This is a genomic window from Bacillus subtilis subsp. subtilis str. 168 (genome assembly GCF_000009045.1).
Lineage (GTDB): Bacteria > Bacillota > Bacilli > Bacillales > Bacillaceae > Bacillus > Bacillus subtilis.
This window is the reverse complement of record NC_000964.3, coordinates 1,473,158-1,497,177: the sequence shown is the minus strand read 5'-3', so window position 1 is coordinate 1,497,177 and position 24,020 is coordinate 1,473,158. Positions and strand designations below refer to the sequence as shown.

The 24,020-nt window shown below is 40.5% G+C and carries 29 protein-coding genes and 1 other RNA gene; 7 read left to right on the top strand and 23 right to left on the bottom strand.

Annotated elements, in window-relative coordinates:
* Positions 1–3: 3 nt before the first annotated feature.
* Together moeB and mobA are read right to left on the bottom strand one after the other, a co-directional pair.
* A complete protein-coding gene (gene moeB / locus BSU_14270) occupies positions 4–1,023 on the bottom strand; it encodes a molybdopterin biosynthesis adenylyltransferase (protein ID NP_389310.1) in 1,020 nt (339 codons plus the stop codon).
* A 50-nt stretch (positions 1,024–1,073) separates the two neighbouring features.
* Positions 1,074–1,673, bottom strand: coding sequence for a molybdopterin-guanine dinucleotide biosynthesis protein A (gene mobA, locus BSU_14260; RefSeq protein ID NP_389309.1), 600 nt, complete (start codon positions 1,671–1,673; stop codon positions 1,074–1,076).
* 136 nt (positions 1,674–1,809) lie between these two features.
* Between mobA and sppO the strand changes: the two genes are divergently transcribed.
* Positions 1,810–2,775, top strand: coding sequence for a spore protein cse15 (gene sppO, locus BSU_14250; RefSeq protein NP_389308.1), 966 nt, complete (start codon positions 1,810–1,812; stop codon positions 2,773–2,775).
* Between the two features lie 40 nt (positions 2,776–2,815).
* On the opposite strand, the gene rok is transcribed toward sppO, so the two are convergent.
* The 3 genes from rok to ahpA all read right to left on the bottom strand — a co-directional run bounded on the left by rok (position 2,816) and on the right by ahpA (position 4,917).
* Entirely contained in the window at positions 2,816–3,391 is a 576-nt protein-coding gene (gene rok / locus BSU_14240; RefSeq protein NP_389307.1) for a repressor of comK, read from the bottom strand.
* A gap of 465 nt (positions 3,392–3,856) precedes the next feature.
* Positions 3,857–4,303: a thiol-disulfide oxidoreductase gene (gene ykuV, locus BSU_14230; protein ID NP_389306.2), complete on the bottom strand. Its 447-nt coding sequence runs from the start codon at positions 4,301–4,303 to the stop codon at positions 3,857–3,859.
* Positions 4,304–4,374: 71 nt separating this feature from the next.
* Positions 4,375–4,917: a biofilm-specific peroxidase; 2-cys peroxiredoxin gene (gene ahpA / locus BSU_14220; protein ID NP_389305.1), complete on the bottom strand. Its 543-nt coding sequence runs from the start codon at positions 4,915–4,917 to the stop codon at positions 4,375–4,377.
* Positions 4,918–5,153: 236 nt separating this feature from the next.
* On the opposite strand from ahpA, the gene mscT reads away from it, so the two are divergent.
* Positions 5,154–5,957, top strand: a complete 804-nt coding sequence (mscT, locus tag BSU_14210) for a small-conductance mechanosensitive channel (RefSeq protein NP_389304.2) — start codon at positions 5,154–5,156, stop codon at positions 5,955–5,957.
* 36 nt (positions 5,958–5,993) lie between these two features.
* On the opposite strand, the gene ykuS is transcribed toward mscT, so the two are convergent.
* The 17 genes from ykuS to fadH all read right to left on the bottom strand — a co-directional run bounded on the left by ykuS (position 5,994) and on the right by fadH (position 19,106).
* Positions 5,994–6,239, bottom strand: a complete 246-nt coding sequence (gene ykuS / locus BSU_14200) for a hypothetical protein (RefSeq protein NP_389303.1) — start codon at positions 6,237–6,239, stop codon at positions 5,994–5,996.
* A 61-nt stretch (positions 6,240–6,300) separates the two neighbouring features.
* Positions 6,301–7,425, bottom strand: a complete 1,125-nt coding sequence (gene dapI / locus BSU_14190) for an N-acetyl-diaminopimelate deacetylase (RefSeq protein ID NP_389302.1) — start codon at positions 7,423–7,425, stop codon at positions 6,301–6,303.
* A gap of 69 nt (positions 7,426–7,494) precedes the next feature.
* On the bottom strand, positions 7,495–8,205 hold the full coding sequence (dapH, locus tag BSU_14180; protein ID NP_389301.2) for a tetrahydrodipicolinate N-acetyltransferase: 711 nt from the start codon (positions 8,203–8,205) through the stop codon (positions 7,495–7,497).
* A gap of 104 nt (positions 8,206–8,309) precedes the next feature.
* A complete protein-coding gene (gene fldP / locus BSU_14170) occupies positions 8,310–8,765 on the bottom strand; it encodes a short-chain flavodoxin (RefSeq protein NP_389300.2) in 456 nt (151 codons plus the stop codon).
* 15 nt (positions 8,766–8,780) lie between these two features.
* Positions 8,781–9,674: a hypothetical protein gene (gene ykuO / locus BSU_14160; protein NP_389299.1), complete on the bottom strand. Its 894-nt coding sequence runs from the start codon at positions 9,672–9,674 to the stop codon at positions 8,781–8,783.
* Positions 9,664–10,140, bottom strand: a complete 477-nt coding sequence (gene fldN / locus BSU_14150; protein NP_389298.1) for a short-chain flavodoxin (acts in lipid desaturation) — start codon at positions 10,138–10,140, stop codon at positions 9,664–9,666. The genes ykuO and fldN overlap by 11 nt, the downstream gene beginning before the upstream one ends.
* 111 nt (positions 10,141–10,251) lie before the next feature.
* Positions 10,252–11,133: a transcriptional repressor of citB and citZ gene (gene ccpC / locus BSU_14140; RefSeq protein ID NP_389297.1), complete on the bottom strand. Its 882-nt coding sequence runs from the start codon at positions 11,131–11,133 to the stop codon at positions 10,252–10,254.
* A gap of 148 nt (positions 11,134–11,281) precedes the next feature.
* Entirely contained in the window at positions 11,282–11,725 is a 444-nt protein-coding gene (gene ykuL, locus BSU_14130) for a putative RNA-binding protein (protein ID NP_389296.1), read from the bottom strand.
* Between the two features lie 137 nt (positions 11,726–11,862).
* Entirely contained in the window at positions 11,863–12,060 is a 198-nt protein-coding gene (gene abbA / locus BSU_14120) for a regulator of AbrB repressor (RefSeq protein ID NP_389295.1), read from the bottom strand.
* A gap of 133 nt (positions 12,061–12,193) precedes the next feature.
* Positions 12,194–12,712 (bottom strand): putative RNA-binding enzyme component, encoded by a 519-nt coding sequence (gene ykuK / locus BSU_14110; protein NP_389294.1) that lies wholly within the window; start codon positions 12,710–12,712, stop codon positions 12,194–12,196.
* Between the two features lie 109 nt (positions 12,713–12,821).
* A complete protein-coding gene (gene ykuJ / locus BSU_14100) occupies positions 12,822–13,061 on the bottom strand; it encodes a putative RNA-specific modification enzyme subunit (protein ID NP_389293.1) in 240 nt (79 codons plus the stop codon).
* A 476-nt stretch (positions 13,062–13,537) separates the two neighbouring features.
* Positions 13,538–13,621, bottom strand: an RNA gene (fsrA, locus tag BSU_misc_RNA_69) — regulatory RNA controlling iron-dependent metabolism.
* Between the two features lie 85 nt (positions 13,622–13,706).
* On the bottom strand, positions 13,707–14,930 hold the full coding sequence (ykuI, locus tag BSU_14090) for a putative cyclic-di-GMP receptor (no phosphodiesterase activity) (RefSeq protein ID NP_389292.1): 1,224 nt from the start codon (positions 14,928–14,930) through the stop codon (positions 13,707–13,709).
* A 152-nt stretch (positions 14,931–15,082) separates the two neighbouring features.
* The gene (gene ykuH, locus BSU_14080; RefSeq protein ID NP_389291.1) at positions 15,083–15,631 is read right to left on the bottom strand and encodes a hypothetical protein; all 549 of its coding nucleotides are present in this window, start codon (positions 15,629–15,631) and stop codon (positions 15,083–15,085) included.
* A 95-nt stretch (positions 15,632–15,726) separates the two neighbouring features.
* Positions 15,727–16,245: a hypothetical protein gene (gene ykzU / locus BSU_14072; protein YP_003097724.1), complete on the bottom strand. Its 519-nt coding sequence runs from the start codon at positions 16,243–16,245 to the stop codon at positions 15,727–15,729.
* A gap of 65 nt (positions 16,246–16,310) precedes the next feature.
* A complete protein-coding gene (gene ykuG, locus BSU_14071; protein ID YP_003097723.1) occupies positions 16,311–18,041 on the bottom strand; it encodes a putative cell wall-binding protein in 1,731 nt (576 codons plus the stop codon).
* 300 nt (positions 18,042–18,341) lie between these two features.
* Positions 18,342–19,106: a putative 2,4-dienoyl-CoA reductase gene (gene fadH, locus BSU_14060; protein NP_389289.1), complete on the bottom strand. Its 765-nt coding sequence runs from the start codon at positions 19,104–19,106 to the stop codon at positions 18,342–18,344.
* A 142-nt stretch (positions 19,107–19,248) separates the two neighbouring features.
* Between fadH and ppeE the strand changes: the two genes are divergently transcribed.
* From ppeE to kre, 4 genes are all read left to right on the top strand, one after another.
* Positions 19,249–20,109, top strand: a complete 861-nt coding sequence (ppeE, locus tag BSU_14050) for an exported metallophosphoesterase (Mn2+ and Zn2+) (protein NP_389288.2) — start codon at positions 19,249–19,251, stop codon at positions 20,107–20,109.
* A gap of 56 nt (positions 20,110–20,165) precedes the next feature.
* On the top strand, positions 20,166–20,660 hold the full coding sequence (ltdD, locus tag BSU_14040) for a murein L,D-transpeptidase (protein ID NP_389287.1): 495 nt from the start codon (positions 20,166–20,168) through the stop codon (positions 20,658–20,660).
* Between the two features lie 75 nt (positions 20,661–20,735).
* Positions 20,736–22,028 carry a putative transporter gene (gene ykuC, locus BSU_14030; RefSeq protein ID NP_389286.2) on the top strand — a complete coding sequence of 431 codons (1,293 nt, stop codon included), beginning with the start codon at positions 20,736–20,738 and terminating at the stop codon, positions 22,026–22,028.
* A gap of 125 nt (positions 22,029–22,153) precedes the next feature.
* A complete protein-coding gene (gene kre / locus BSU_14020) occupies positions 22,154–22,618 on the top strand; it encodes a regulator of transcription factor ComK function via modulation of mRNA stability (protein NP_389285.1) in 465 nt (154 codons plus the stop codon).
* Positions 22,619–22,661: 43 nt separating this feature from the next.
* On the opposite strand, the gene cheV is transcribed toward kre, so the two are convergent.
* Entirely contained in the window at positions 22,662–23,573 is a 912-nt protein-coding gene (gene cheV / locus BSU_14010; RefSeq protein NP_389284.1) for a coupling protein and response regulator for CheA activity in response to attractants (chemotaxis), read from the bottom strand.
* Positions 23,574–23,776: 203 nt separating this feature from the next.
* On the opposite strand from cheV, the gene ykzT reads away from it, so the two are divergent.
* Complete coding sequence (gene ykzT, locus BSU_14009; RefSeq protein YP_003097722.1) at positions 23,777–23,938, top strand: hypothetical protein; 162 nt, start codon at positions 23,777–23,779, stop codon at positions 23,936–23,938.
* The last annotated feature ends 82 nt before the right edge of the window (positions 23,939–24,020 follow it).

Sequence of the window (24,020 nt, the reverse complement as noted above, 5' to 3'; positions counted from 1 at the left end):
TTGTTACAGTCCAATCACTCTTGCCAACACGGAGTTGGCTTCTTTCACATCATTTGTTCCATGCACCAGTGCCCGTCCGTCATTGAAAATGACAATTCTGAAATCCTCGTAAAAAATATGCAGCAAAAACGCATTAGCCTCGACCTTGCCGATTGTTTTCAGCCGCTTAATGAGCTCCTGTTTCGGGATTCTTTTTAATGATTCTGACCTTACCTGCACTGTATCACGGCCGCATAGTACAGCAGCTTTTGGTGTGTTCCAATCCTGAAGATAAGGATATACCGCATTAGCTCCGCAAGATGGGCATTCCTCACGGCGTACATGATTAACGTTAATCTTCATATGCGAATTGTTCCAGACATCAAATGTCACAAACCCCCGCTGTATTGCTTCTTTTTGGCCGGTTAACAGCTTTAATGCCTCAGCCTGCTGATATGCTGAAACGATATGCACAGCAGGCGGAATAATGCCGGCAGTATCACACGTCGCCCCGCCGACAGGAATTTGCTCAAACAAACAAGACAGACAAGGGGTTTCTCCGGGAATGACAGTCATGAACATTCCCTGGCTGCTTACACAGGCGCCATAGACCCAAGGTGTCTTTGTTTTCTGGGCAAGATCGTTTATCAGCATGCGGGTTTCAAAATTATCTGTCGCGTCGATCACGACATCTGCTTTTTCAATCAGCGGCTCAAGCGTTTCGGCTGTTCCTTCGGTAACATACGCCTCAATATGTATCTCGCTGTTAATCGCTGATAGATGCTCTTTGGCAGCCATGGCTTTCGGCATGCGGAGTTTGGCATCGCTTTCTGTATAAAGCTGCTGCCTTTGAAGATTGCTCCACTCCACATAGTCACGGTCAATAATGGTAATCGTACCGACTCCCGCTCTCGAAAGCCCTTCAGCTCCTGCAGTGCCGAGCGCTCCCGCTCCGACAATCAGCACATGGCTGTCTGCCAGTCTTTTCTGGCCCTCTTCCCCAATTTGCTTAAATCTGATTTGCCGTGAATAACGTTCCTCCATCAAACCTGTTCTCCTTATCTTTTATGTCATCTTATCATGTTATTGCCCCGTCAGTCCCGCTTGAGGGAGTTCGATTTTTCTTCCAAACAGCTAAAATCATCACGTGTATTAATGTTGATAAACTCTGCCGGGTTTGCTCCGATATTTTCAGCCTGTACGTAACAAACCGAAATTCTGCCTAATAAATCTGATATTCTCAACCTCTTCTCAGAAAGCTGATCGTATAGAACTGGCATGATACGTTTGTGGTAAATCGCAATCAATGGCTGCACTTGTCCGTCTGAAATTGGGACTACCGCGTCCGCACCGGCAATCATCAGACGTTTGAGCTCCAGCATCGTCCTTCTTTGTATCAGCGGTGTGTCACAGGAAAGAACAGTATAAAGATCACCGTCTGTCTTTTTAAAAGCGGTATATATACCAGCCAATGGCCCCATGCCTTGAAATGGCTCAGCATCTTGATACACTTCATTTTCACCGTTTTCTTGAAATCTATCAATAAATTCGGGACGGCTGATGATAACCGTTTGTTCTCCAAGTGCCTCTTTAGCGCATTCGTAAAGCATCCTGCCCTTCCATTTGACAAACGCCTTCGGTTCTCCAAAGCGACGTGAGGCTCCCCCTGCCAGCAGTACGTTTACATGCTTCATATCATCTCACCTCTAGTTTCGTTAAAAGCATAGCAAAAGCAAAGGCTCAACGCTACTGCTTGTCTGTTTATTAAAGAGGAATAGCTGTTCAGTATTTGCATATTGTAGTGTTAACATCATGAGGGAGATGGTTCGAATGAAAAGATCAGGTCCTTTTTTCCACGACGTGTCTCAGGAGAACCTTTATTTAAAATCCGAGCTTTCAAGGTGCCATAAGCTGATTTCTGAACTTGAAGCAAGCTACTTTCATCAGAAAAATAACAAACTGCTCAAAGAAAATACCGATATGAAAGAAAAACTCCAGCAGCTGTCTGCCGAATTAACACATATGTCAACAAAAGAAAAACATGCCTCCCACACCAGCCAAACCCTGCACCAAATAAGAGCTGAACTGCTTGATAAAATCGTTGTTTTGCAGGAGCTTCTATCTGCTGAAACCTATAAACGCAGAGCCGAAATCGAAGAAAAACATAAACTTCATATTGCGAAAGTCAAAATCGAAGAAGAAAATAAAAATCTTCATAAACGGATCAGCGAACTTCAAGCCTCAATTGAGCAGGAACAAAATGCACTGCTTCAGGCAAAACAGCAAGCCGAATTGATAAAAGCCGAAAACGGGCGTCTAAAAGAGCAAATGGTAGAAAAAGAATATCAGCTAAAACATATTAAAATAGAAGTTGATCATATGAAAGATCGAATCATAGAAACGAAAGAAAGACTGCTAGACATAGAAAAAACGAAAGAAAAATTATTTCACGAAACTATTATATCGTATAAACGGCAACTTGATGAAAGCGATGCCTGGATTGCTTCTCATTTTGCCGATATTGATGGCGGCACGAAACAAAAAGAAAAAACGGAAGAAGAAGCTCCAGCGGCCTACGCGCAGCCAAATCATGTAGAGACTATCCTTGAAGATGTCACCAAACAGATACATGTGCTTCAAAAACAGCTTGCCCACGCCCAATCATCAGACCAGGCCAAGAGCCATACAATCGAAGAGCTGAAAAACAGAGCCGCTGAAGAAAAGCCTTATCAAAAGTGGGTGTATAAGCTTAATCTTGAAAAAGAAAACAAACCTTCACAGAAAAAACCTCAATAAAAAAACTGCTTGAGCGATGCCAAGCAGTTTTTCTTTATATTTATTCGTTTGCTGATTCTGCAGATTCGATTTCACCCTCTAAAATGTACTGCCCGCGATATGGCTTTTTCACTTCCGGGTACATTTTAATTAAGCTTTGCATAAACGTTGTCATATTAGGGATTTCAAGACCGCTTTCTTTTTCAATCTCTTTTTGAAGCTCCGAGCTCTTAATCGCCGCGTTGTGGCGTTTTAATGTTTTAATAGCAGCTTCACGCAGCTTAGCTGCTTTTGATCCCGGTCTTGCCGTTCCTCTTCTTCTTCGTGTTGTTCCGTCTGGTATACCGGCAGGAAGAGAGGAAATAGATTGAAGCTGAGGCTGAACAGACTGCTGCTGTGATTGCGGCTGATAGCTTCTGATTTCCTGAGCCGCAAGCTCAGCGAGAACCGGCAGAGAGTCAGGTTTTTTTTCAGAACGGAAATCCTTTTTGATTTCGGAAGGGCTTCCATTTCTGTCCAGCTCTCTTAATTTTGCGTATATTTTATCACGTTCAATTTGATATTCACGAATGACTTTCACTTCAGCTTCATTTAATTGTTCTAACCGCAAGCGCAAAGCTTCTCTTTCATTAAACATTCCTCAATGTACCCCCTATCAAAATTAACATCTTTAATTAAGATATTAGATTACAAAAGTAATTTTATCAACTATTATTTTAGCATTTTACTATTATATTTACTCTATGAAAAATTCCTTATTTTCTGAAAATGTTTTATTTTTCAAAAGAGTCCTTTATTCTCAAGGGATTAAGGGGCTTTCTAGTTTATTTGGTATAATGTTGAAAATATATATTTTACTTACTTCTTTAAAGAAATTTAGTGTAATATCTACAATTTTCGAGTTATGAGATATGAGATTTATCTAAAATTGAGGAAAAACATCAAAAATTAGCTGTGTTTTTTAGCGTATCAATCAAACAAATCATCAATTCCTATACCCAAATTTGGAAAAATAAGCTTCTTACTCTTCTTCCATTGCTTTTTGCACAAATAAAAAACCTGATGAGGTCAGGTTTTTAGGAAATACTATTTAGTCAGATACCTATTCCGTTTCAGCCAGAACGCGGTTCACACGTTTTTCAAGCATTTTCATACCGCTCCCGCCGGCTTGGAAGTGACGGAGCTGTCCTGTTTTATCAAACACATAATATGCAGGTACATATTCATTTTCAAATGCATCGGTTAAAGCATGGTCACTGTCAACAAAAATCGGCTGAGTGATATCGTGTTCAGCAGCTGTTTCTTTAATTTTACCAGGGTCAAGATCATCTTCGGAACGGGGCATGTGTACAGCTACAACATTCAGCTGATCTTGATATTTATCACGAAATTCATTCACTTGCGGCATCGCTTCTTTGCACAAGTGGCAGCTGATGGACCAGAAATGAATAAGCGTCGGCTTTTCCCCAATCAATTGCTCTCTCGTCACTTCACCATTTAACCAAGCTTTTTCTCCCGTCAATTCCGGCATGGGCTGACGTAATTTCATTGCTTTTTCCCTCCTATTTTAAAAGAGAGGCCTAACGAATATGCTAGACCGCTTTTCGTTCTTGGAAAGAATTAAAGTGTTTTTTGGCCTGGTTTCCAGTTAGCCGGACAGAGTCCGCCAGTTTGCAGCGCCTGGAGAACACGAAGCGTTTCATCAACATCACGCCCAATGTTGTTATGGAAAACAGTTTGATATTGAAGCTCCCCTTCAGGATTAATAATAAACAATCCGCGCAAAGCCACACCTTCTTCTTCGATTAAAACGCCATATTCCCGGGATACCTCATGGTTTGTATCAGCAGCAAGCGGGTATTTCAGCTGGCCAAGACCGTTTTCTTTGCGGTCTGTATTGATCCAAGCTAAATGAGTATGGATGGTATCAGTTGAAACCCCGATGACTTCTGCATCAAGATCTTCGAACTCGTCATAGCGGTCAGACATTGCTGTAATTTCTGTCGGACAAACAAAAGTGAAGTCCATTGGATAGAAGAACAGCACTGTCCATTTGTCGTTTTTCATGTTTTCCTCAAGACTTACTTTGCCGAATTCTTTGCTTGCAAGGACTGCTTCCATTTCAAAACGAGGAGCTTGTTTACCTACCATACGTTCTGCCATATGTATCCCTCCAATTTATTGTTTGGCTTAAAGGTCAAAATCGCATGAAAATAAAGGGTGATTAACCATTTTTAGTTATATTGCAATGCCATTATATAAAAGCAGATTTCCTGAGTCAATTTTTAACAAATCATGTATGTCTTTGGCTTCGACATTTTTGAATAAAACGTTTAACATGGTCATGTACAGGGTAACTAGTCTCAATGTGCAGCAATCAATTAGAAAAGGAGCTCAACATGGACTTTATTAAACAATATGATTGGGCGGGACTGATTACAAATGCCGGTGTTCTGCTCATTAAACTCGCCATTATGATATTGCTCTATTTTATCGTTCGATCATTAGGCATGAAAATCATTAAACATCTGTTTGCAAAATTCGAGGAGCAGAATAGCTTGTCTATCGGACGTGCACATACGCTCCGAAGCCTGACTCTTAACATATTTGCTTATACATTGATTTTCATATTTTTCGTCATGGTTCTAGATTTGTTTCATTATGATCCAAGCGCTCTTTTAGCGGGGGCAGGAATCGTCGGCCTGGCTGTCGGATTTGGCGCCCAAGGGCTTGTCAGTGATATCGTGACAGGTTTTTTTATTTTGCTTGAGAAACAATTGGATGTCGGAGATTATATTACCGTTTCCACCTTTGACGGAATTGTCGAGCAGGTTGGCTTAAGGACAACTCAAATCCGCAGCTTTGACGGAACACTGCATTACATCCCCAACAGAAACATCACAAACGTGAGCAATCATTCTCGTGGTACCATGCAGGCTCTTGTTGACATTAAAGTGCCGGCTGAAAGAAATATTGATGAAATGATTCATATTTTACAGCAGGTTTGTGATGAAACGGCAGCGGCTCTTCCACAAATAAAAGAAGGCCCAAATGTCATCGGGATTCAAGAACTGGGGACTTCTGAAATTGTAATCAGGGTCATTGCCAAAACAGAAAATATGGAACAGTGGCGAGTCGAACGAGTGTTGAGAAAAGAAATAAAGAACGCGTTCGACCGCGCTTTCCCTAAAGAAACAGAATAAATAAAAGAACCGAAGCTTTTTGCTTCGGTTTTTTTATTACTGAATTCTGCTCTCAACTTCGCTACAAATTTCTTCAGCCGTCATCCCGGAAGCTGTAATGACAGGTGCTTGTGTTACCGTATCGGCTATCCCTTGCACATTATTATCAAGACCTGTTACGACACAGCAGTCACAGCCTTGAGCATCAGCAGGGCTTTTCATCATTACAACGTCATATCCTTTTTCTTTTAAAGCAGCTTCTACATCTGATAACGATTGTTCAATTCCAATTTTTTTAGCCATTTTTGAACACCTCCGTTTACTAGAGTGCTCATTTTATGGAATTTTATTCTTTCATTTGTACTTAATTGGCATAAACAGAAAAATAACCTGTCATGACATGAACCGCTGTTTCTATCGCATTTTCATCGGGATTCAGCTTAGCATGATGAAGCCCATGTTCAGAATCAGCGCCGAGCCAGAACATGAATCCGGGATATTTTTTCAGCATATAGCCAAAATCCTCTCCAGTCATTGCTTCTTTTGCTTCAATTACTGTCGCCAGTTGATGTTCAGCAACAAAAGACATAAATTCTTCTGTTAATCCGCTCGTATTGTAAACTTGGTGATATACAGACGGATATGTCACTTTTCCTTTGCAGCGGAATCCGATTTCGATTCCTTTCACTACATCTTCAATCCGTTCCTTTACTTGTTTCATCGATTCTTCAGAAAGCGTGCGGATCGTGCCTTCCAGGTGGGCCGTTTCTGCAATGATATTTTGTGCCGAGCCTCCGGTAATGGTACCAACTGTAATAACAGCACTGTCTAGCGGATCTGTGTTTCTAGAGATAATCGTTTGCAGCTGGGTGACAAGTGTACTTGCTGCTACAACCATATCCTCAGCCAAATGCGGATATGCCGCATGTCCCCCTTTGCCTTCCAGATCGATGACTAGCTCTGATGTATTCGCAAATAGAAGGCCGCTTTTTGTCGCAATGGTGCCTACCGGAAGCTCTGGAGCAATATGAAGGGCAGTGATGAAATCAGGCTGCCATTTTTTTAATACATCGCTCTCAAGCATTGGTTCCGCACCGCCAGGCCCTTCCTCTGCCGGCTGAAACAGAAAAAGCAAATCATGTTTGACTGGGTGGTGAACAAAATGATCAATAATGCCGAGTGCAATTGTCATATGCAAATCGTGACCGCAGGCGTGCATGTTGCCGTGATGCTCTGATGCGAATGGAAGACCAGTTTGCTCTTCTATAGAAAGCGCATCGATATCCGCTCTGTATGCCAGCATTTTTTCCGGCGCCGTCCCGTTCACTTTTACAAAAAGCCCTGTTCGCCATTTCTCAATTTCAATTCTGTCTTGCGGATATTGTTCCAAGACATTTAATAAATACTGCTGGGTTTTGAACTCCTGAAATCCAAGCTCCGGTATACGATGCAGATCTCTGCGAATTGCGATGAGCTCCTCTATCTTCATTTCTATTCCTCCTGCCTATACGAATAAGGCGTGGATATATTATCCACGCCTTTTTTATCAAACTTTTCCTTACAGCTGGCGTAATTCCTGCTTGATTTCAGTTTTGCCTTTTGTTTTTTCATCAATGTCTTTGATTTTTTTAGCTGGTGTGCCTGCAACGACAGTGTATGGCTCAACGTCGTTTACCACGATCGCTCCCGCAGCAACAACAGCTCCTTTACCTACTGTTACACCTTCAAGCACAACAGCATTTGCGCCGATTACGACGTCGTCTTCAATCACAACCGGTTTAGCGGATGGCGGCTCAATAACGCCCGCAAGTACAGAACCCGCGCCGATATGGCAGTTTTTTCCAACAGTAGCTCGTCCGCCAAGCACAACGTTCATATCAATCATTGTGCCTTCGCCGATGACTGAACCGATATTAATAGAAGCACCCATCATGATGACTGCGTTATCACCGATTTCAACTTGGTCGCGGATGATCGCACCCGGCTCGATACGCGCTTTGATGTTTTTAAGATCAAGCATTGGGATCGCAGAATTGCGGCGGTCATTTTCAACCACATAGTCTTCGATTTTGCTTTGGTTTTCTTCGATTGCTGTTTGGATTTCGCTCCATTCACCGAAAACGACACCAGTGTTTCCATTGATAAAAGCTTTCGCAGATTCACCGAAATTGATTCCTTCCAGCTCACCTTTCACGTAAACCTTTACAGGTGTAGATTTTGTACTATTTTGAATAAATGAAATAATTTCATTTGCGTCCATCATTTTCATATGTATAGTCCTCCTCCTGATTTTCTACCTCATTACTGTATCAAAGGAAAGATACAAAGACAAGAAAAAAAGGAACAGCCGTTTTAGCAGTTCCCAGTGAGTGATCAGACAGCGCACCCGCTTTTCTTTGCGAATTGTCTCCCGAAGTTTATTAATTCTTCCTCTTCTTCACCTTCTGGATTATTTTCGATTTTTACCGAAGGCAGCACAATGTCTCCACCGCGTTCTTTTATTTTTGCCTCTAGCGTATCAACCGCTCCGCAGAAAAATTCATATGCTGTATCACCGGAACCGAATACAGCGCATGTTTTGCCGGAAAAATCAATCTCCTCCATGTCTTCAACAAGATCTAAAAATTCATCAGGCAGATCTCCGTCTCCCCACGTGTAGGTTCCCATTATGACATGGTCATAATCGGTAAACAGCTGGGCATCATCAATATCCATTGCTTCGAAACGGTCTACTTCTGCTAACGCCTCCTGAAGCCCCTTTTCAATCAAATCTGCCATAGCTTCAGTGTTGCCTGACATTGTTGCATAAACGAGCAAAATCTTCGCCAATTCCTTGTTCCTCCTCTAATGAATCATTGCTGAAACTTCGTACGGCTGGACAAATTTACATTCATACAAGCCTGCGCAAAAGAAATTCTCTTTCTGATTGGCCACTCTCCATCCATGTCCCTTAATGGTATCGAACCATTTTAACGACCGGGCTTCGAGATCAACCTGGTAAATTCTCGAAAAACCATTTTCATCTTGTGTTGTAGTGACATATATAATGCCATCATCCTCTGAAAGATCAAGAAATGATTCTTCATTTCTGATCATACTGGATTGTATGGTGAATTCTTCACCATTCAAAAGATTCCTTACAGTGACAGCACCGTGCTTTCCTTTCACAGAACCCATCGCCGCCACCAGCCAATTTTCATTGAACACGAGCATGGATGCCGTCATCCGGTTTTTTTCTTTTTTGACAACTTGGACAGTGTCACGCTTAATGTCGTAAGCCCAAATGCCGCCAAAATATTCGTGTATTTGCGTGCCGATAAAGAGATTGCCCCCGTGAAGGCATAACGACCGGATAACAGGGGGATTATGAAATTCGGCAAAAGGTTTGGCTACGCGCCATGAGACACCAAAATCATCCGATACATAAATACAATGCTTACCGTGGGCGCAGACAAACCCGTTGTTTCTGCCGGTAATCGCCCACACTGTTGCATTTGTCGGAAAGCTCGACATCGTCCAGGTTTTCCCTTCATCAGCCGAACGAATGACTGTTCCCTTTTCACCAACGCCAAATAAGTAAGGCCCTATGTAGCTGATACAGTGTATCTTACTTTTCAAACGAAAAAGCTTTCTCCAGCCCTGCTCCAAAGAGTAATGAAAAATGCCTTCTCTTTGTACCGCCACAAAATATCCAGAAAACGCCGATGCCGTAACAGCGGTTGCCCCTTTATGAAACATGGATTTTTTCCTTGTTCATATAATCTGCCCATGCAAGAAAACCTCTCGCAAACGCTCGGCAGCTTTCCACATCTTCATCTGTTTCAGGCGCTAATTCAATTTTTAGTGTTTCCTGGTAAACAGCAGCTCCCGCCTCTTGCAGCATGACATTGAACAAATTCACCGCTTCGCAAAACTTTGGATAAGAATAATCGCCAGACCCGAAGCAGGCTGTTTTTAAACCATTAAGCTGAATCTGTTTGACCTCTTCGAAAAAATCCTCCGCTTCGTAGGGCAAATCGCCGTCCCCCCATGTATAGGTGCCAATCAGTACATAATCATAGGAGGTTAAACAAGACGCATCCATATCATTTATCTCGACACAATCGATATCCAACTCATATTCCTGAAGCGTATCTTTTATTATGAAGGCAATGTCTTCTGTATTTCCTGACATGCTGGCATATGTAATCAAGGCTTTAGCCATGTTATCACCCCATTAGTTGATAATGATTTTCAATATCATATGTATCACTTTAAATGATAATGATTTTCATTGTCAACAGATAAATAAAAAAAAGACAGCACCTCGCTGTCTTTAAAATGGATTTTCCTGATCCAGCATATCCTTTATCACTTGTACAAAAGCTTGAACTTGTTTCAGTTCAAAGGCAGGCTCATAACCTAATAACCATGTATCCCGACCGATCGGATGCCCTTTCATGTCTAAAAGAGGCATTTTATTCACTTTATCTTCATTTTGAAGGGTAACAGACGGCAAAATGGCATAACCGATTCCGTGCAGCGCCATCTGTTTGCACGTTTCAATCTGATCAACCAATATCGTCTGTTTCGGCGACGTTTTAAATTTTTGATGCCACCAGTGCTGAATTTCCTGAAAATAAGTGCTGTCACTTTTAAACTGGATAAACGGACGTTCTGTATGGGCAATATCTTCGATGCAGGAAATTTCAGTATCCACTAAATACAGATGATCTGTCATTAAGTAATCTTTGCGCCCCTTCCACTCAGGGTTGCCTCTTATAATGCCGATATGAACCTGATCCTCATACAAGCTTTTCAGCATTTCGCTGCTCCACCCGGTTATGAGCGAGATCTTTGCATTCGGATACTTTTCCACATACGTCTTCAGGACTTTAGGGAGCCAATGCTGACCGATTATGGAGGCGACGGCAAGCTTCAATGTGCCGTGAATTTCACCTTCAAGCTCGTCAATATTTTCTCTTATTCTTTCCTGCTCTAATGTCACATCATTCGCAAACTGAATGATTTTCTCACCGGCGGGCGTTACCGTTAATCCTTTTTGAGATCTTAAAAAGATTTTTGTTCCCCACGCCTTTTCAATGGTTTGTAAGCGCTGAGATAAAGCCGGCTGAGATACAAAAAGCCGTTCTGCCGCCTTTCTCATATTTAATTCCTCAGCTAAAACTACGAGCATATGAAGCTCTTGAAGCTGCATGTCGTCCTCCTTTTTGTTATCAATAAGTTTTTCTTATCTCCCATTCTAATAAAATCTTAGTTTCTTATTCAAGCCCTATTCTCGTTTAAATTATGTATGCGCTTTCTTTTTTCACTCTGCCTATATAATAAAAATAGGACCGTACAGCCTACTTATTCAATGAGCGTATATGCTTATTCAATTCCTTTAAAACGACTCTTCTCGTAAAAATCCCTTCAAATACCTGCTCGTCATTTTCAACACAGACAAATCCGTTATTAATGACCATGCCGAATCCCTTCATAATCGGATCATTGATATGAAGGCGCGGAATGTCGGTCAGCATGACTTCCTCAACAGTGATTTGGTCAAGCTTTTCAAACTCAATTCGCTCAAGTCCAAAAATACTGTTCATGATCATATTTGTCCCGATTAAGCCATGTAAACGGTAGGAAGGATCCAGAACCGGGATGGCTGTGTATCCGGTTTTTGTCAATACTAATAATGCATGCTCAAGGTTATTTCCGACTTGCACGTGCGCTACTTTGTCCGCCTCAATCATAAATTGTCCGACTGTTGCCTCAAGAAGTTGATCTGATTGTAAGCTTATCATGTTTTCGACCCCTTTTCATTTTCATCATCAATACATTCCCTATATTGCAATAATATAAACTTTATCAGTATTTGTCGAAAAGTTTCCTTTCAATAAAAAAGATACTCTTTGTGGAGTATCAATTATAGGGTGTCCCATTAATTTTCAAATCGAAATCGGTCGTATAGCGTTACAAGTTTTTTGTAGGTGGTTCCGTCAACGTTTTTGGTCCCTGTCTCTATATCGTTGATCTCACTGCTTAATAGCTCGATGGCATACTCATGGTTGATCAGGATATTCAGCAGAAGTTTTTGTTCTTCTTCTGTAAATCGTTCACCGATAAGACTCATTCGCAATCAGGCCCCCTGTTTTATACTGAATACCTCTGAAAGCAAGACAACTTACTTTCAGCTCTACCGCTAGAATAAGTAATCAGATAACAAACGTCAACCGCATAATTCGACATTTACCTTGGCTTTTTCAGCCAAATTATTTTGTGAAACGATTTGCATAGCTGAAGGCAGTGTATGAATCCGGCTTTATTTTGGCCTCAATCCCCATGGAGGTAATACGTCCAGTCATTTCTTGGATCAGATCTTTTGTAAGCCCTTTTTTCCCAATATCCAAGTGAACTTCAAAGGTAAGATCCGCCCCCTCACCGGTAAAGGGCAGGAGCAGATCGGTAATATCCATTAAGTGTCCATCAAGAATATGAGCGGCCGTTTCTTGGCTGTACGCCGTTTCTAACGAAATCTTCTCCCGAAGGCTATGTATGGGTCTGTCGACTGTATGATTTTTCAAGCAGCCCCAAGCTCCCTTGCCTGTACGATGCAAATGCAATGCGGTAATAAACTTTGTGTAATCGCGGTAAACCTGTGAATCGGTTCCGATCGATAACACATAAGAAGAACGGGGGTCCTTTTGAACAAAGGCTTTAAGCCGTTCCATCACATCTTGAAAGGTCATCTGTGCTTCTGAAAGATTATAAAACAGAAAAGAATCAGCCATCACGACACTCCTTTTCAAGGATTTACAACCATGAAACAAGTATGTTCCTTACCGTTTATTTCGATTACTTTTGCAAAGGCGGAAGCTTGTTCCCCCTATTTCAGGAATCTTACTGAAGAAGTTCAAAGATTTCGATGGAAACCATGTCGATATTATCAAACGGATATGTGTTAGGTTTTTCACCCTTTTGGAAAACCGTCAGTTCAAACGTTTGATTTTTTTCGAAATATTTAACACTGCATATTTTCTCACCATTCACTTCGAAATAACGCTGCATTGGCTCGTTAGCCGCTTCCGCTGTTTCTTGCAGACTTTGCAGCCGTGTGATGATACCCATTAATTGTGACATTCTAAAAAAAGACTCCTTTCAAAAAGCAACTTCAAATCAACAAGTATTTATTATAATACAAGTTCTATTGAGCATCATACCATAAAGTCGGACAGGATGGCATTTTCACTGCTGAATTTAAGCAAAGAAAAAAAGTGAAAAAAACTATTTTTCTTTAGTTTGAGGCTTTTTTTGAATGTCATGCACATAATTATAATTTTTTTCGAATCTTTGGCAGCATTAAGAATGCCTTTTTGCAACTTTGTCAAAACCTTCTTTTGAATTTTATGGTGAAGTCCCGCGTGGCCATAATCAATGGGAGTCATGCTGGATAGAGGTAAACAACGGAACTGAAATAATCATTTCAGAACGAATTTTCCTCCTCACCCGTGCAGCAGTGTCAGGGGTGTTCGGCACTCAATGTTTCTCCCCGTGTTAAACGTTTACCACTAGTTAGGTTTATTGTTTCATTGGATTGTCCTATGCTTTGACAAATAAAAAACTTGGCGGGGGTAGCGCCAAGTTTTTTCGGATCTTGATCTGATAGAGGGGTTGGGGAACAGAGAGTAGCTTCTCTCTATAATTAAATGATAATGATTCTCAGTATCAATGTCAATCGTTTTTTGATATTTTTTTCATTTCATAAAAAAAACGGCCTTTCAGCCGTTAAATCAGTCCGTCCTGCTCATATAAATAAGAATAAGGCAAGTCTATAAATAAATACATCTGATCATCCATCGGATATGAAAACGTTCTGATCATTTCACCTGTTTCCAAATCACTGTACAGATCACTGAAAAAACCTTTTCTGAGATTTCTCATTCTCATAATGTTCTCCAGAAAATAAGGGCGCCAGCTCCAGTTCTTTTCCGCATATTCCGGCTGATAAATCCATTCTCCATCTTGCTTAAACACATTTCCCGTCAGCTGATCGCCTTCTTCATCACACATGTAAATCCTGAAGCTGCAATCTGTCAGCTCTTCCGCCAGCTTTTTAATAAAGTCATCATCAGAAGACAGATTGTTTTTTCTCAAAGAGGTCACAGCCTGATGCACTCGTTTGTAAAACTGTTCAGAGTGCTCATAGACGGTCTCCAGTTTCTTTTTCTCATGTGTGATAAATTGGTGAAATTCAGTTTTAAGTCTTTGTTTCAATACATCTCTCTCTAGAAACGTTTCAGATGGAGACACTAAGTAATAGCCCTGAAAATAGCGGCCTCCGTTTCTCCAGGCGTACTGAAGCTGGAAGTTCGCCTCAATGTCTTCATACAGCAGCGCCGCACCGATTTTTCTTGCTAATAAAGATATGCTGTACAGCACATGCTCATATGACGGTGACGGCTGTGACACTTTCAGCGCCTGCAAATCGATTTTTAACAGATCTGGTGAGAGCAGCGCGATTCTGTCCAAGTTGCTGCTTTCTTTTCCGATGTTGTCAACTGCGATTTTAATTCCGTATGTACGATAGTATGCAAGCATATGGTAGAGCTGCTCAATATCCCCTTCAAAATTGTGCTCTGTAATTTCAAGCACAAAACGGTGGAGTTCGATTCCCTTCGCTTCATATTCTTTCAGAAGCTCCAGAAAGCTTTCACCATGATCCAGCATCAGCAGATTGGCATCCTGATTCATAAAAATCAGCAGATCAGAATCCGCCTCTAAAAAGCGGTCAAGAGCCTGGCGGATAATTCTGTTATCAACCTCTAATTTATATTCTTCGGGTATCCCCGCATCTAAAAAGAAGGGCCCGAGACTTTGGATTTCTGAATCTGCCAAAATTCGTCCAAGCACCTCATATCCGACAACCTTCTGCTCCTCGGCACTAAAAATCGCCTGGTAATATGGAAGGACATCATCAATGTTCGTTAAAATATCAAGTGGATCCAACATGTTATCACCTGCTTCTCTATCTTTGTCTGATTATACGCACAATTATAACTACACCACAAATTTCAAAAAAATCATAGTATGGAAAAGTAGGTCGTATGGAGTATGTTAAAAGAAGAGGAAAATTTTTTTGAGATTATCAATCTACATACTGGTTAATTAAGAATTTTATTCATTTGTTTCACAATAACCAAAACAAATACAAAAATAACAGCATTATAACTAGCAGCTGTCCAAAAGTAAAGATTCCAGTCAGTGCCTTTATACATCCAATCATCATCATGTTTCATATTATAGAAAGTTCCTTTTTTATCGTAAGTGCCAAATGTAAGAGTTGTTAAACCGGCGACACTCTTTGAAACGTCAACTCCATACATTGAACCGACATTGTCAGTATAGTTTATTTTCATATACGTGTAATCAGATAAAACTTTTTCTACCCGCTTGGTTGGCAGAGACACATATAATACAGCTGACGTATCTCCTCCGGGCCCAGCCAAATACTCTCTAGCTTTAATAAATTTTGTTTCATCAGGAAAATCTATGTGGTATAGTTTTTCAAATCTTATTATTTCATTAGAAGTAAGATTTGTATTTTGATAATACTCTGGGGAAAAAGCACAAATAATAAAGTACCAAACATTAAAGATGATAACTAAACTGCTTAAAAATAATACAACTAACTTTTTTAACAATTTCTTCAATGAATCACTCCTTAATCTTTAAAAATTATATCATAAATTTAAATAGAAAATAAAACAAGCGAACGACCAGTTTTAACGTTCGCTTGTTTTGCAGTTTATTCAGATATCATTTTTTTCTCGATAACATCTCTAAATGCTTGTGCTGTTATTTTTCCAATCTCTTCACTATAATCCTCAACATCAAAAGCACGTTTAAAGGCTAACCTAATTGGAACAACAACTGGGTCAAGGTTTGTATTTAAATAATACTCTGCTTCAGAGAAAATTTTGTCTAACGAACCATCAAATCTATTATTTACAAATTGAGTGAACCTATTCATACAGTCATTATTACTATAATAATCTCTAATTGCGATATTTAGAGGTTGTGCATTAGCACCAACTGATGTTTTATTCGCTAGATTAATTGCATCTACATCACTAAATAAATCATCTAGGCTAAATTGATACATATTACCTATTATTTTCATAGCCGCATCATAAGGCGAATTAAATTCTTGAGCGTGTAATTTCATGTCCTGTATTGTTGTTAATAGATCTCCAGTCCAACCAGCAAAATCTCGTAGTGTTTGAGAGTAACCACCACTATAAATAATGGCATTATAAGTTGCCATAAGATGCTGCGTTCCTATGACAGTTTTTGATATAGGATCAACAATTCCATTTACTAGGTCTTCCCCTAGCGCTTTACTGCCCATTCACGATAAATAGGATCAATCTGGCCTGCGGTAGGGACCCACTTCCACCCTTTGTAGTCATCCTTTCTTAAATACTGGGCAACCAACTCATTAGCTAATTGTGTTTTTTTTACCCCATTATTTAAGTCGCTTTGCATTTGAGCATATTTTTCAGCAGTTTCATATAAAACATCAATTTGATCAAAAAACTTCTTATTCTCTGAAGGCACTATATTTATGGTATTAACTCCATTATCCAAACCTGAACAAATATCATTATCAATTTCAATCATTCCAGAACCATTTCCAACAGTAATTGTTGAAATTTGGTCAAACGCCCAATTGTAAGGCAAAGGATATCCTAAGTTTCCGCTAAAGCCAGTAGACATACCACTTACAAAACTTGCAAATGCTAAACCTTTTTTAGAAACTATAGTACATACATTCCTAGGGGCATAAATACCAATTTTGTAAGTTGAACCTAAAAAACCGTTCATTATTTCATTTATACCTTCGAAGTGTGGAATAATATTGTTGTTTAAATCGTTACCATATGCATCATAATCTACTGCAAAGTATATTACAGTGTTATTTTTAAACCCGTATTCTTTTGCTGCTTTATAAGCAGCAAACGCATCTTTCTTTCCTTGTTCTTTATTAAAATAATTTGTTGCTCCCCCATAGGTTTGATAAATCGGAAAAACATTTAAACCTGATTTTAAGATAGTTTCTAATTCACCTGGTTGTATTTTTTTATTTAGTGTACTCCCCGGCGCATTTGTTAGATACCGCCCTACAATCTTATAACCTGCCCTCTTAAGGGACTCCGCCCTGTCCGATGTAATTTGAGTAATTGAGTCACAAGCAACTCCTTTTCGATTGGGGTCTCCAGTACTTACTAGAAGTGAAGCCCATGTTTGAAAGTCGGCAGTACCACTCTGTTGTAATTTTGCAAAAGACTGAAAAGCCTTTACTTTTGATCTTACAGATTCAGAGTATACTCCATCAAAAGGAACATTGTAGCCATTAAAGATTAGAGCAGCTTGAAATAAATGAATAAAACTGTTTTTTTCATCTGTTTCTCCAATTCTTAATACAGGAATCAATCTTTGAGTAGTTGGTCCAAAATTCCCATTAGCTATACTATCACTTAACCCTTCCTCGTACTGTATTGCATAAACAAGAGACTTTTGAGTATCCCTTGAATACAGGCCATCACAGGGCATAAAGTAGAAATTCTCTCTATTGTAATATTTATTATTTAGCCATTGCTGTATTGAACGAACTTTCTCTGACGCCCCATTTAAAAGGATATAAGAGTCCATGTTTAATAAAGCTTTAAACACCTTAGGCGTTACTACACCGTCTGTTTTAGAAAGCCCCATATGCAATTGCATTTCTGCTATCGCCTCTTTCGTTCCCTGACCAAATGTACCCGTTAATCCACCTGGACCATAACCTTTACAATAAAGAGCACCTTGAATAATTTTCACAATATTTTTTTTTGAATTAGTTGACGTAGAAATCGGGCCTAATTCTTTAAGCTTTCTTAAAGTTGTAGGACCAAAACTGTCGGAAGTCTGTGTAATTCCCAATTCTAGTTGTAATGCTCTAGTTAATGCATACATTGTTTTCCAGCCAGTTTTCCCATTTTCCTCAATGGAATTGTAGCCACTTTTTCCTTTGTACGTTTCATTGAGCCATTCCTGAGTTAATAATACCATCTCGTCCATTATATTACCTTCCTCCCAATCTGATGTAACCTTGAAACCTTTCATTCTTATAATTTCTCTTTTTAGTTAACGAAGTAATTATATGAATGTTTTATTTGAAATCTAAGTTCTTCATATTTCGTCTCCCCTTTTAAAATATACCTTTCATATATTAGGTGGCTTACGTATGACACAACACCTCATAAACAAATAAAGCTCTATGTGTTATCAAATTGGATAGGAAGAAGGTTAATTGTGGAGGTATTACATTCGAACATAAAAGTTCTTAATAACTTAAATATTCACTTATAAATATTCAGATTAAAACGGATAAGGATTCAGCCATTGCCCCCCGTCCATTGTGATACAATCCCCGTTTATATAGGATGCTTCATCAGAAAGCAAAAACGCTGCCAAAGCGGCGATTTCCTCCGGTGTGCCCAATCGGCCGAGCGGCACACTGTTCATCGTGCGGGCCATCGCTTTTTCCGATTCAAATAGCTTCTCCGCACCGCCTGTTCGTTCAATCGGTCCGGGGGCTATCGCGTTTGTACGAATGCCGTATTTGCTCCCCCATTCAACGGCCAGCGTTCTTGTCAATGACAATACCCCCGCTTTGGCTGCAGCGGAATGAACGACCCCCGCTCCCGCTCCCCAAGCGTACGTGGCTGCCATATTTAAAATGACACCCTGCTGCTTCTGGTCAATCCAATGCCTTGCCGCTGCTTGGCTGCAAAAAAATGTGCCGTTTAAAACAATCTCAATAACGGCTTTCCATCCATTGGGCGTCAGCTTTTCTGCCGGACAAATAAAGTTTCCGGCCGCGTTGTTAATCAGCGCGTCAAGCCGGCCAAAGGCTTTTACCGCTTCTTTAATCATGTCTGAAGCGGCGGAATCGGAACGGACATCCATTTGAAAACAAGCGACCTGTCCCTCAAAGGTCTGAATTTCTTTTTTTGTTTCCTCAAGTGCCTCATGGTTCCTCCCTGTCACCATAACGTGCCACCCTAATTCAGCCTGTTTTTTTGCCATCGCTTTTCCCATGCCGCTTGACCCGCCGGTAATAATTACCGCCTTTTTTTCCATGTTTATCCCTCCAATTGTGAATGATTATTCATTCAATAATATTCTATCATTATATCCCTGCCTCTGTCAGCACATGCTCATATGAGATTTTTATCAGATACAGATGATATAATAGAAAAACTCTATTAAAGGTTGGTTTGAAATGAAAAAGATGTCCAGAAGACAATTTCTAAAAGGAATGTTCGGCGCTCTTGCTGCCGGGGCTTTAACGGCCGGCGGGGGATATGGCTATGCCAGGTATCTCGAGCCGCATATGATCGAGACAACCGAACACACAATAAAAAGCTCTCTCATCCCGCACGGATTTGACGGTTTTAAAATCGTGCAGTTCAGCGATGCACACTTGAGTGATTACTTTACTCTCGAAGATTTAAAAACTGTCATTCTTACAATTAATGAATCTAAACCTGATCTCATTGTTTTTACAGGTGATATTATTGATAATCCTGATACGTACCAGCACCACCAGGCAGTCATTCCATTATTGAGAAAGCTTAATGCTCCCTTCGGCAAGCTTTGTATTTACGGCAATCATGATCACGGAGGCTATGGAACTGCCGTTTACAAAAGCCTGATGACGGCCGGAGGTTTCACGGTATATCGCAATGGCTATCAAACATTGTCACTCGCAGATGGCAGCAAAATCGAGATTGCTTCGCTTGATGACTTAATGCTGGGAAACCCAGATTATGAAGGCACCCTTTCAAGGCTGAGCGACAGACTTTTTTCCATTCTTCTCGTCCATGAACCTGATGCAGCCTTGAAAACAACAGATTATCCCGTGAACCTTCAGCTTTCCGGCCATACACACGGCGGCCAGATTCAGCTGCCTTTTTACGGACCGATTATTACGCCTCCATATGGAAAAGTCTACACAGAGGGAATGTATCAAACGGGCAGCACTCATATTTACGTAAACCGAGGCCTCGGGATGACCAGGCTGCCTTTGCGGTTTCTTGCCAAGCCTGAAATCACTGTCTTCACCTTAAAAAGCACAAATTAATGTAGCAGGATGGGCTCCTCATCAATACTTATAAGTAAAAAAGGAGGATGAGGAAACTGCTTACGTACCAGGTGAAGCAAGGTGATACACTGAACAGCATCGCGGCTGATTTCAGAATCAGCACGGCTGCATTACTCCAGGCTAATCCGTCACTGCAGGCAGGGCTCACCGCGGGACAGTCCATAGTCATCCCCGGACTGCCGGACCCTTATACAATTCCGTATCATATCGCAGTCTCAATCGGAGCGAAGACCCTTACGCTGTCCCTAAATAATCGGGTAATGAAAACCTATCCCATCGCCGTTGGTAAAATACTAACGCAAACGCCTACTGGCGAGTTTTACATTATTAACCGCCAGCGCAATCCCGGCGGCCCATTTGGCGCTTATTGGCTGAGCCTTTCAAAGCAGCACTACGGAATACATGGGACGAATAATCCCGCTTCGATTGGTAAGGCTGTTTCTAAAGGCTGCATTCGCATGCATAACAAAGACGTGATCGAACTTGCTTCAATTGTGCCAAACGGAACGAGAGTCACGATTAACCGGTAATGTTTTCTTATTTGTTTCAAAAACAGGCGGTTTATAATATGATAAAGTGGGACCTTTAGGGTAAGGAGCGTTTTTATGGATATATTTAAAAATCGTAATTTTGTTCGTCTATTTTTCGCAGCACTCGCTTCTCAAATGGGCACGACAGTAGGCAACATGGCCTTTGCTTTTTTTTTGCTGGACCGATTCAGCAGCCAGCCTTCATATACGACCTTGGCGGAGCTGATGTATTCTCTTCCGACCATATTTGTATTTCTGATCGTGGGAGTCGTCGCGGACCGGTTTGATAGAAAAAAGGTGGCAGAAAATTGTGATTGGATCAGAGCAGGCCTGACTGTCGTGCTTTTTTTCACTTTATTTACCGGCAATATTCCTCTTGTTTTTTGTATCTTATTTATCAGAAGCGCTGTAACAAAGTTTTTCTTTCCGGCAGAAAACAGTTTGGTACAAGCCATTCTGCCGAAGGAGCATTATGCGAAAGCGGCAGGGCTTAATCAGATGCTTTTTAGCATTTTTATGGTGTTTGGAGTCGGCATAGGCGCGTTTATGTACAACACAATCGGTATTGAAGGCGCCATTATTCTTGATTTTGTCAGCTTTATCATTTCCGGGCTGCTGATCCGCAGCTGCCGGATTCCAAAAGAAGCCCGACAGCCAAACGGTGCATTCAGCTGGAGAAAGACTTCTGTTAAGGATTCAATAAATGACTTTAGAGAAGGCATCCTCTATATTTTAAAAAACAAATTGCTGGCATCTCTTATTTTTGGCTTCTTCATTTTTGGATTTGTCAATGGAGGATTCGCCGTATTGCCGATGTTTACAATGAAATATGGATTGGCGCCTGACCGTTATGAGTGGCATACGTCTGTATTTACGATCGCACTCGGGTTTGGGCTTCTGGCAGGAAGCGTAATCGGCACGCTCATCTCTAAAAAAGTGAAGCCGCACTTTTTAATGTCGATACCGATTTTCATTGCAGGTTTGCTGATCTTCGTCCTCGGCTACACCAATATTTTATGGGTGTATTACGCGGCAGCTTTTGCACTGGGAATGTGTATCGGACCGATCAACATTGCAATCGGAGGGTGGATGCCAAAAATTGTTCATCCAAAACTGATGGGACGTGTAAGCGGCATGCAGGACCCTTTTATGATGTTTGCACAATCTTTGACACTCGGCTTAGTCGCGCTGTTATTCCCTAAGTTTGTTTCAAACATTGATTATCTTTATTACGGCATGGGTGTTATTATCCTGCTCGTTTTTATTTTTTATTTTATTGCACTGCCAAAATACAGTGCTCAGGCTGTGGAAGTGAATGTTCAGGAAGCATTTCAAGAACAGCCGAAAAAGAAGGCAAGATCTGTATAATGCAGGTTAAAAATGCGCTTTTTTTCTTAGAAAAAAGCGCATTTTTACATTCAATATTTGCATTTCAACTTTAAAAAAGTATAATCTAAACATATAGAAATTGATAAGAGCAAAGGAGAGAAATAATGGACGACCATGCATATACGAAAGATCTGCAGCCAACCGTAGAAAATCTTTCAAAAGCAGTTTACACTGTGAACCGCCATGCAAAAACCGCCCCCAACCCTAAATACCTATATCTGCTGAAAAAACGGGCTTTGCAAAAGCTTGTCAAAGAAGGTAAAGGAAAGAAAATAGGGCTTCATTTTTCAAAAAATCCAAGGTTCAGCCAACAGCAATCGGACGTGCTTATCTCAATCGGAGACTACTATTTTCACATGCCTCCAACTAAAGAAGACTTCGAACATCTTCCGCATTTAGGTACACTTAATCAATCGTATCGAAATCCTAAAGCTCAAATGTCTTTAACAAAAGCGAAACACCTATTGCAAGAATATGTCGGCATGAAAGAAAAGCCGCTAGTGCCAAATCGCCAGCAGCCAGCTTACCATAAACCGGTCTTTAAAAAACTTGGCGAGAGTTACTTTTAAAATAAAAACAGCCGTGCCTCTTTCTGGCAACGGCTGTTTTTATTTATTCAATAACATACGTATCCACTTTTTTAATCAAATCACTGATCTCAGGCTTGCTGATTTGCTCATCTGCGCCTACAACTTCGCCGCGGTGACGCAGATCATCCGTAATTAACGATGAGAAAATCATAACCGGCACATCTGAGCTTTTCGGATTTTCCTTCAGCAGCTTTGTGAGCCTGTGTCCGTCCATTTTTGGCATTTCAATATCAGTGATGATCATATCAATCTGTTTTGATAAATCAGTTTCGTTTTCAGCAAGGTTCATAATGTATTCATATGCCTCTTTTCCATTTTCAAACGAAGCGATATTGTTGTACCCTGCTTCTTTTAATTCATCCTGCAAGAGGCGCATCAAAAGCGGTGAGTCCTCTACAATGATAAGCTTTTTATCAGTTCTTCTTTCATCGAAGCCCTCGGTATGCATATTATACGTGTCAACACCTGAATCTGATTCAATGTCATAAATAATTTTTTCATAGTCAGGCAAAAAGATCATCAGGTCTTCGAGCTTAATAATACCGGTAAGGTGCCGCTCCATTCCTTGATTTAACGATGTCGGCTTTTCAATCGCTTCCCAGGATACTCTGTGAATTTGAGAAACAGAGCCGACATGAAAAACAATTTTCCGTTTATTAAATTCAGTCACGATATATTTCTCATCTTTTGATCCTTCAGGCTCTACTCCAAAAAATGAGAAGAGACTGATCACAGGGAGGATTTCTCCTCTGAGTTTAATCATTCCTTCTACATGCTGATGGGAGTGAGGCACTGATGTCACCTCGACAGGCTGAATAATTTCTCTTACCTTCATGACGTTAATTCCGAAAGCATTTTCACCCACGCCAAACTTCACAATTTCTAATTCATTTGTACCAGAATCCAATAAAATTTCGTATTGTTGTAACGACAATTCAATCCCTCGCTATTCGCATTCAGTATTGTACTGTATATATCGGCGTAATTTGTAAAAAGTGAATGGCAGCTCTTCAAAATCGAATTCCGAAGGCAACAAGCCGCGTTCCTCAAAAAAGAAACTTTTTTCCTAATAACCATTGACTTTCCAACTAACAGTGATAAAATAGTCAAGGATTTTTCCAAAGAAGGGTGTAAATAATGGGTACCTTAGTAATATTTAAAGAAAACGAAATGACTGTTTTAGAGGATATCAGTGAAGAAACTTACCTGAATATGAAGAAAGAATCAGCTGACCTTCAAGAAGAGCATCCTCCGTATCTGATTTGGCACGAAGACCTTCATTTTGATTATGGCTATTAATGAAATTGGCACATATAAACAATAATAGAACATGATACAATAAAGACAATCAAATCGCTGGTTGTCTTCTTTTTTTCTGAAA

Coding starts and splice junctions, on each gene's coding strand:
- moeB (NP_389310.1), bottom strand. CDS start 1,023: ATGGAGGAACGTTATTCACGGCAAATCAGATTTAAGCAAATTGGGGAA.
- mobA (NP_389309.1), bottom strand. CDS start 1,673: ATGAAGCATGTAAACGTACTGCTGGCAGGGGGAGCCTCACGTCGCTTT.
- sppO (NP_389308.1), top strand. CDS start 1,810: ATGAAAAGATCAGGTCCTTTTTTCCACGACGTGTCTCAGGAGAACCTT.
- rok (NP_389307.1), bottom strand. CDS start 3,391: ATGTTTAATGAAAGAGAAGCTTTGCGCTTGCGGTTAGAACAATTAAAT.
- ykuV (NP_389306.2), bottom strand. CDS start 4,303: ATGAAATTACGTCAGCCCATGCCGGAATTGACGGGAGAAAAAGCTTGG.
- ahpA (NP_389305.1), bottom strand. CDS start 4,917: ATGGCAGAACGTATGGTAGGTAAACAAGCTCCTCGTTTTGAAATGGAA.
- mscT (NP_389304.2), top strand. CDS start 5,154: ATGGACTTTATTAAACAATATGATTGGGCGGGACTGATTACAAATGCC.
- ykuS (NP_389303.1), bottom strand. CDS start 6,239: ATGGCTAAAAAAATTGGAATTGAACAATCGTTATCAGATGTAGAAGCT.
- dapI (NP_389302.1), bottom strand. CDS start 7,425: ATGAAGATAGAGGAGCTCATCGCAATTCGCAGAGATCTGCATCGTATA.
- dapH (NP_389301.2), bottom strand. CDS start 8,205: ATGAAAATGATGGACGCAAATGAAATTATTTCATTTATTCAAAATAGT.
- ykuO (NP_389299.1), bottom strand. CDS start 9,674: ATGTTTCATAAAGGGGCAACCGCTGTTACGGCATCGGCGTTTTCTGGA.
- fldN (NP_389298.1), bottom strand. CDS start 10,140: ATGGCTAAAGCCTTGATTACATATGCCAGCATGTCAGGAAATACAGAA.
- ccpC (NP_389297.1), bottom strand. CDS start 11,133: ATGCAGCTTCAAGAGCTTCATATGCTCGTAGTTTTAGCTGAGGAATTA.
- ykuL (NP_389296.1), bottom strand. CDS start 11,725: ATGATAAGCTTACAATCAGATCAACTTCTTGAGGCAACAGTCGGACAA.
- ykuK (NP_389294.1), bottom strand. CDS start 12,712: ATGGCTGATTCTTTTCTGTTTTATAATCTTTCAGAAGCACAGATGACC.
- ykuJ (NP_389293.1), bottom strand. CDS start 13,061: ATGTCACAATTAATGGGTATCATCACACGGCTGCAAAGTCTGCAAGAA.
- ykuI (NP_389292.1), bottom strand. CDS start 14,930: ATGTTGGATCCACTTGATATTTTAACGAACATTGATGATGTCCTTCCA.
- ykzU (YP_003097724.1), bottom strand. CDS start 16,245: ATGGCAACTTATAATGCCATTATTTATAGTGGTGGTTACTCTCAAACA.
- ykuG (YP_003097723.1), bottom strand. CDS start 18,041: ATGGACGAGATGGTATTATTAACTCAGGAATGGCTCAATGAAACGTAC.
- fadH (NP_389289.1), bottom strand. CDS start 19,106: ATGGAAAAAAAGGCGGTAATTATTACCGGCGGGTCAAGCGGCATGGGA.
- ppeE (NP_389288.2), top strand. CDS start 19,249: ATGAAAAAGATGTCCAGAAGACAATTTCTAAAAGGAATGTTCGGCGCT.
- ykuC (NP_389286.2), top strand. CDS start 20,736: ATGGATATATTTAAAAATCGTAATTTTGTTCGTCTATTTTTCGCAGCA.
- kre (NP_389285.1), top strand. CDS start 22,154: ATGGACGACCATGCATATACGAAAGATCTGCAGCCAACCGTAGAAAAT.
- ykzT (YP_003097722.1), top strand. CDS start 23,777: ATGGGTACCTTAGTAATATTTAAAGAAAACGAAATGACTGTTTTAGAG.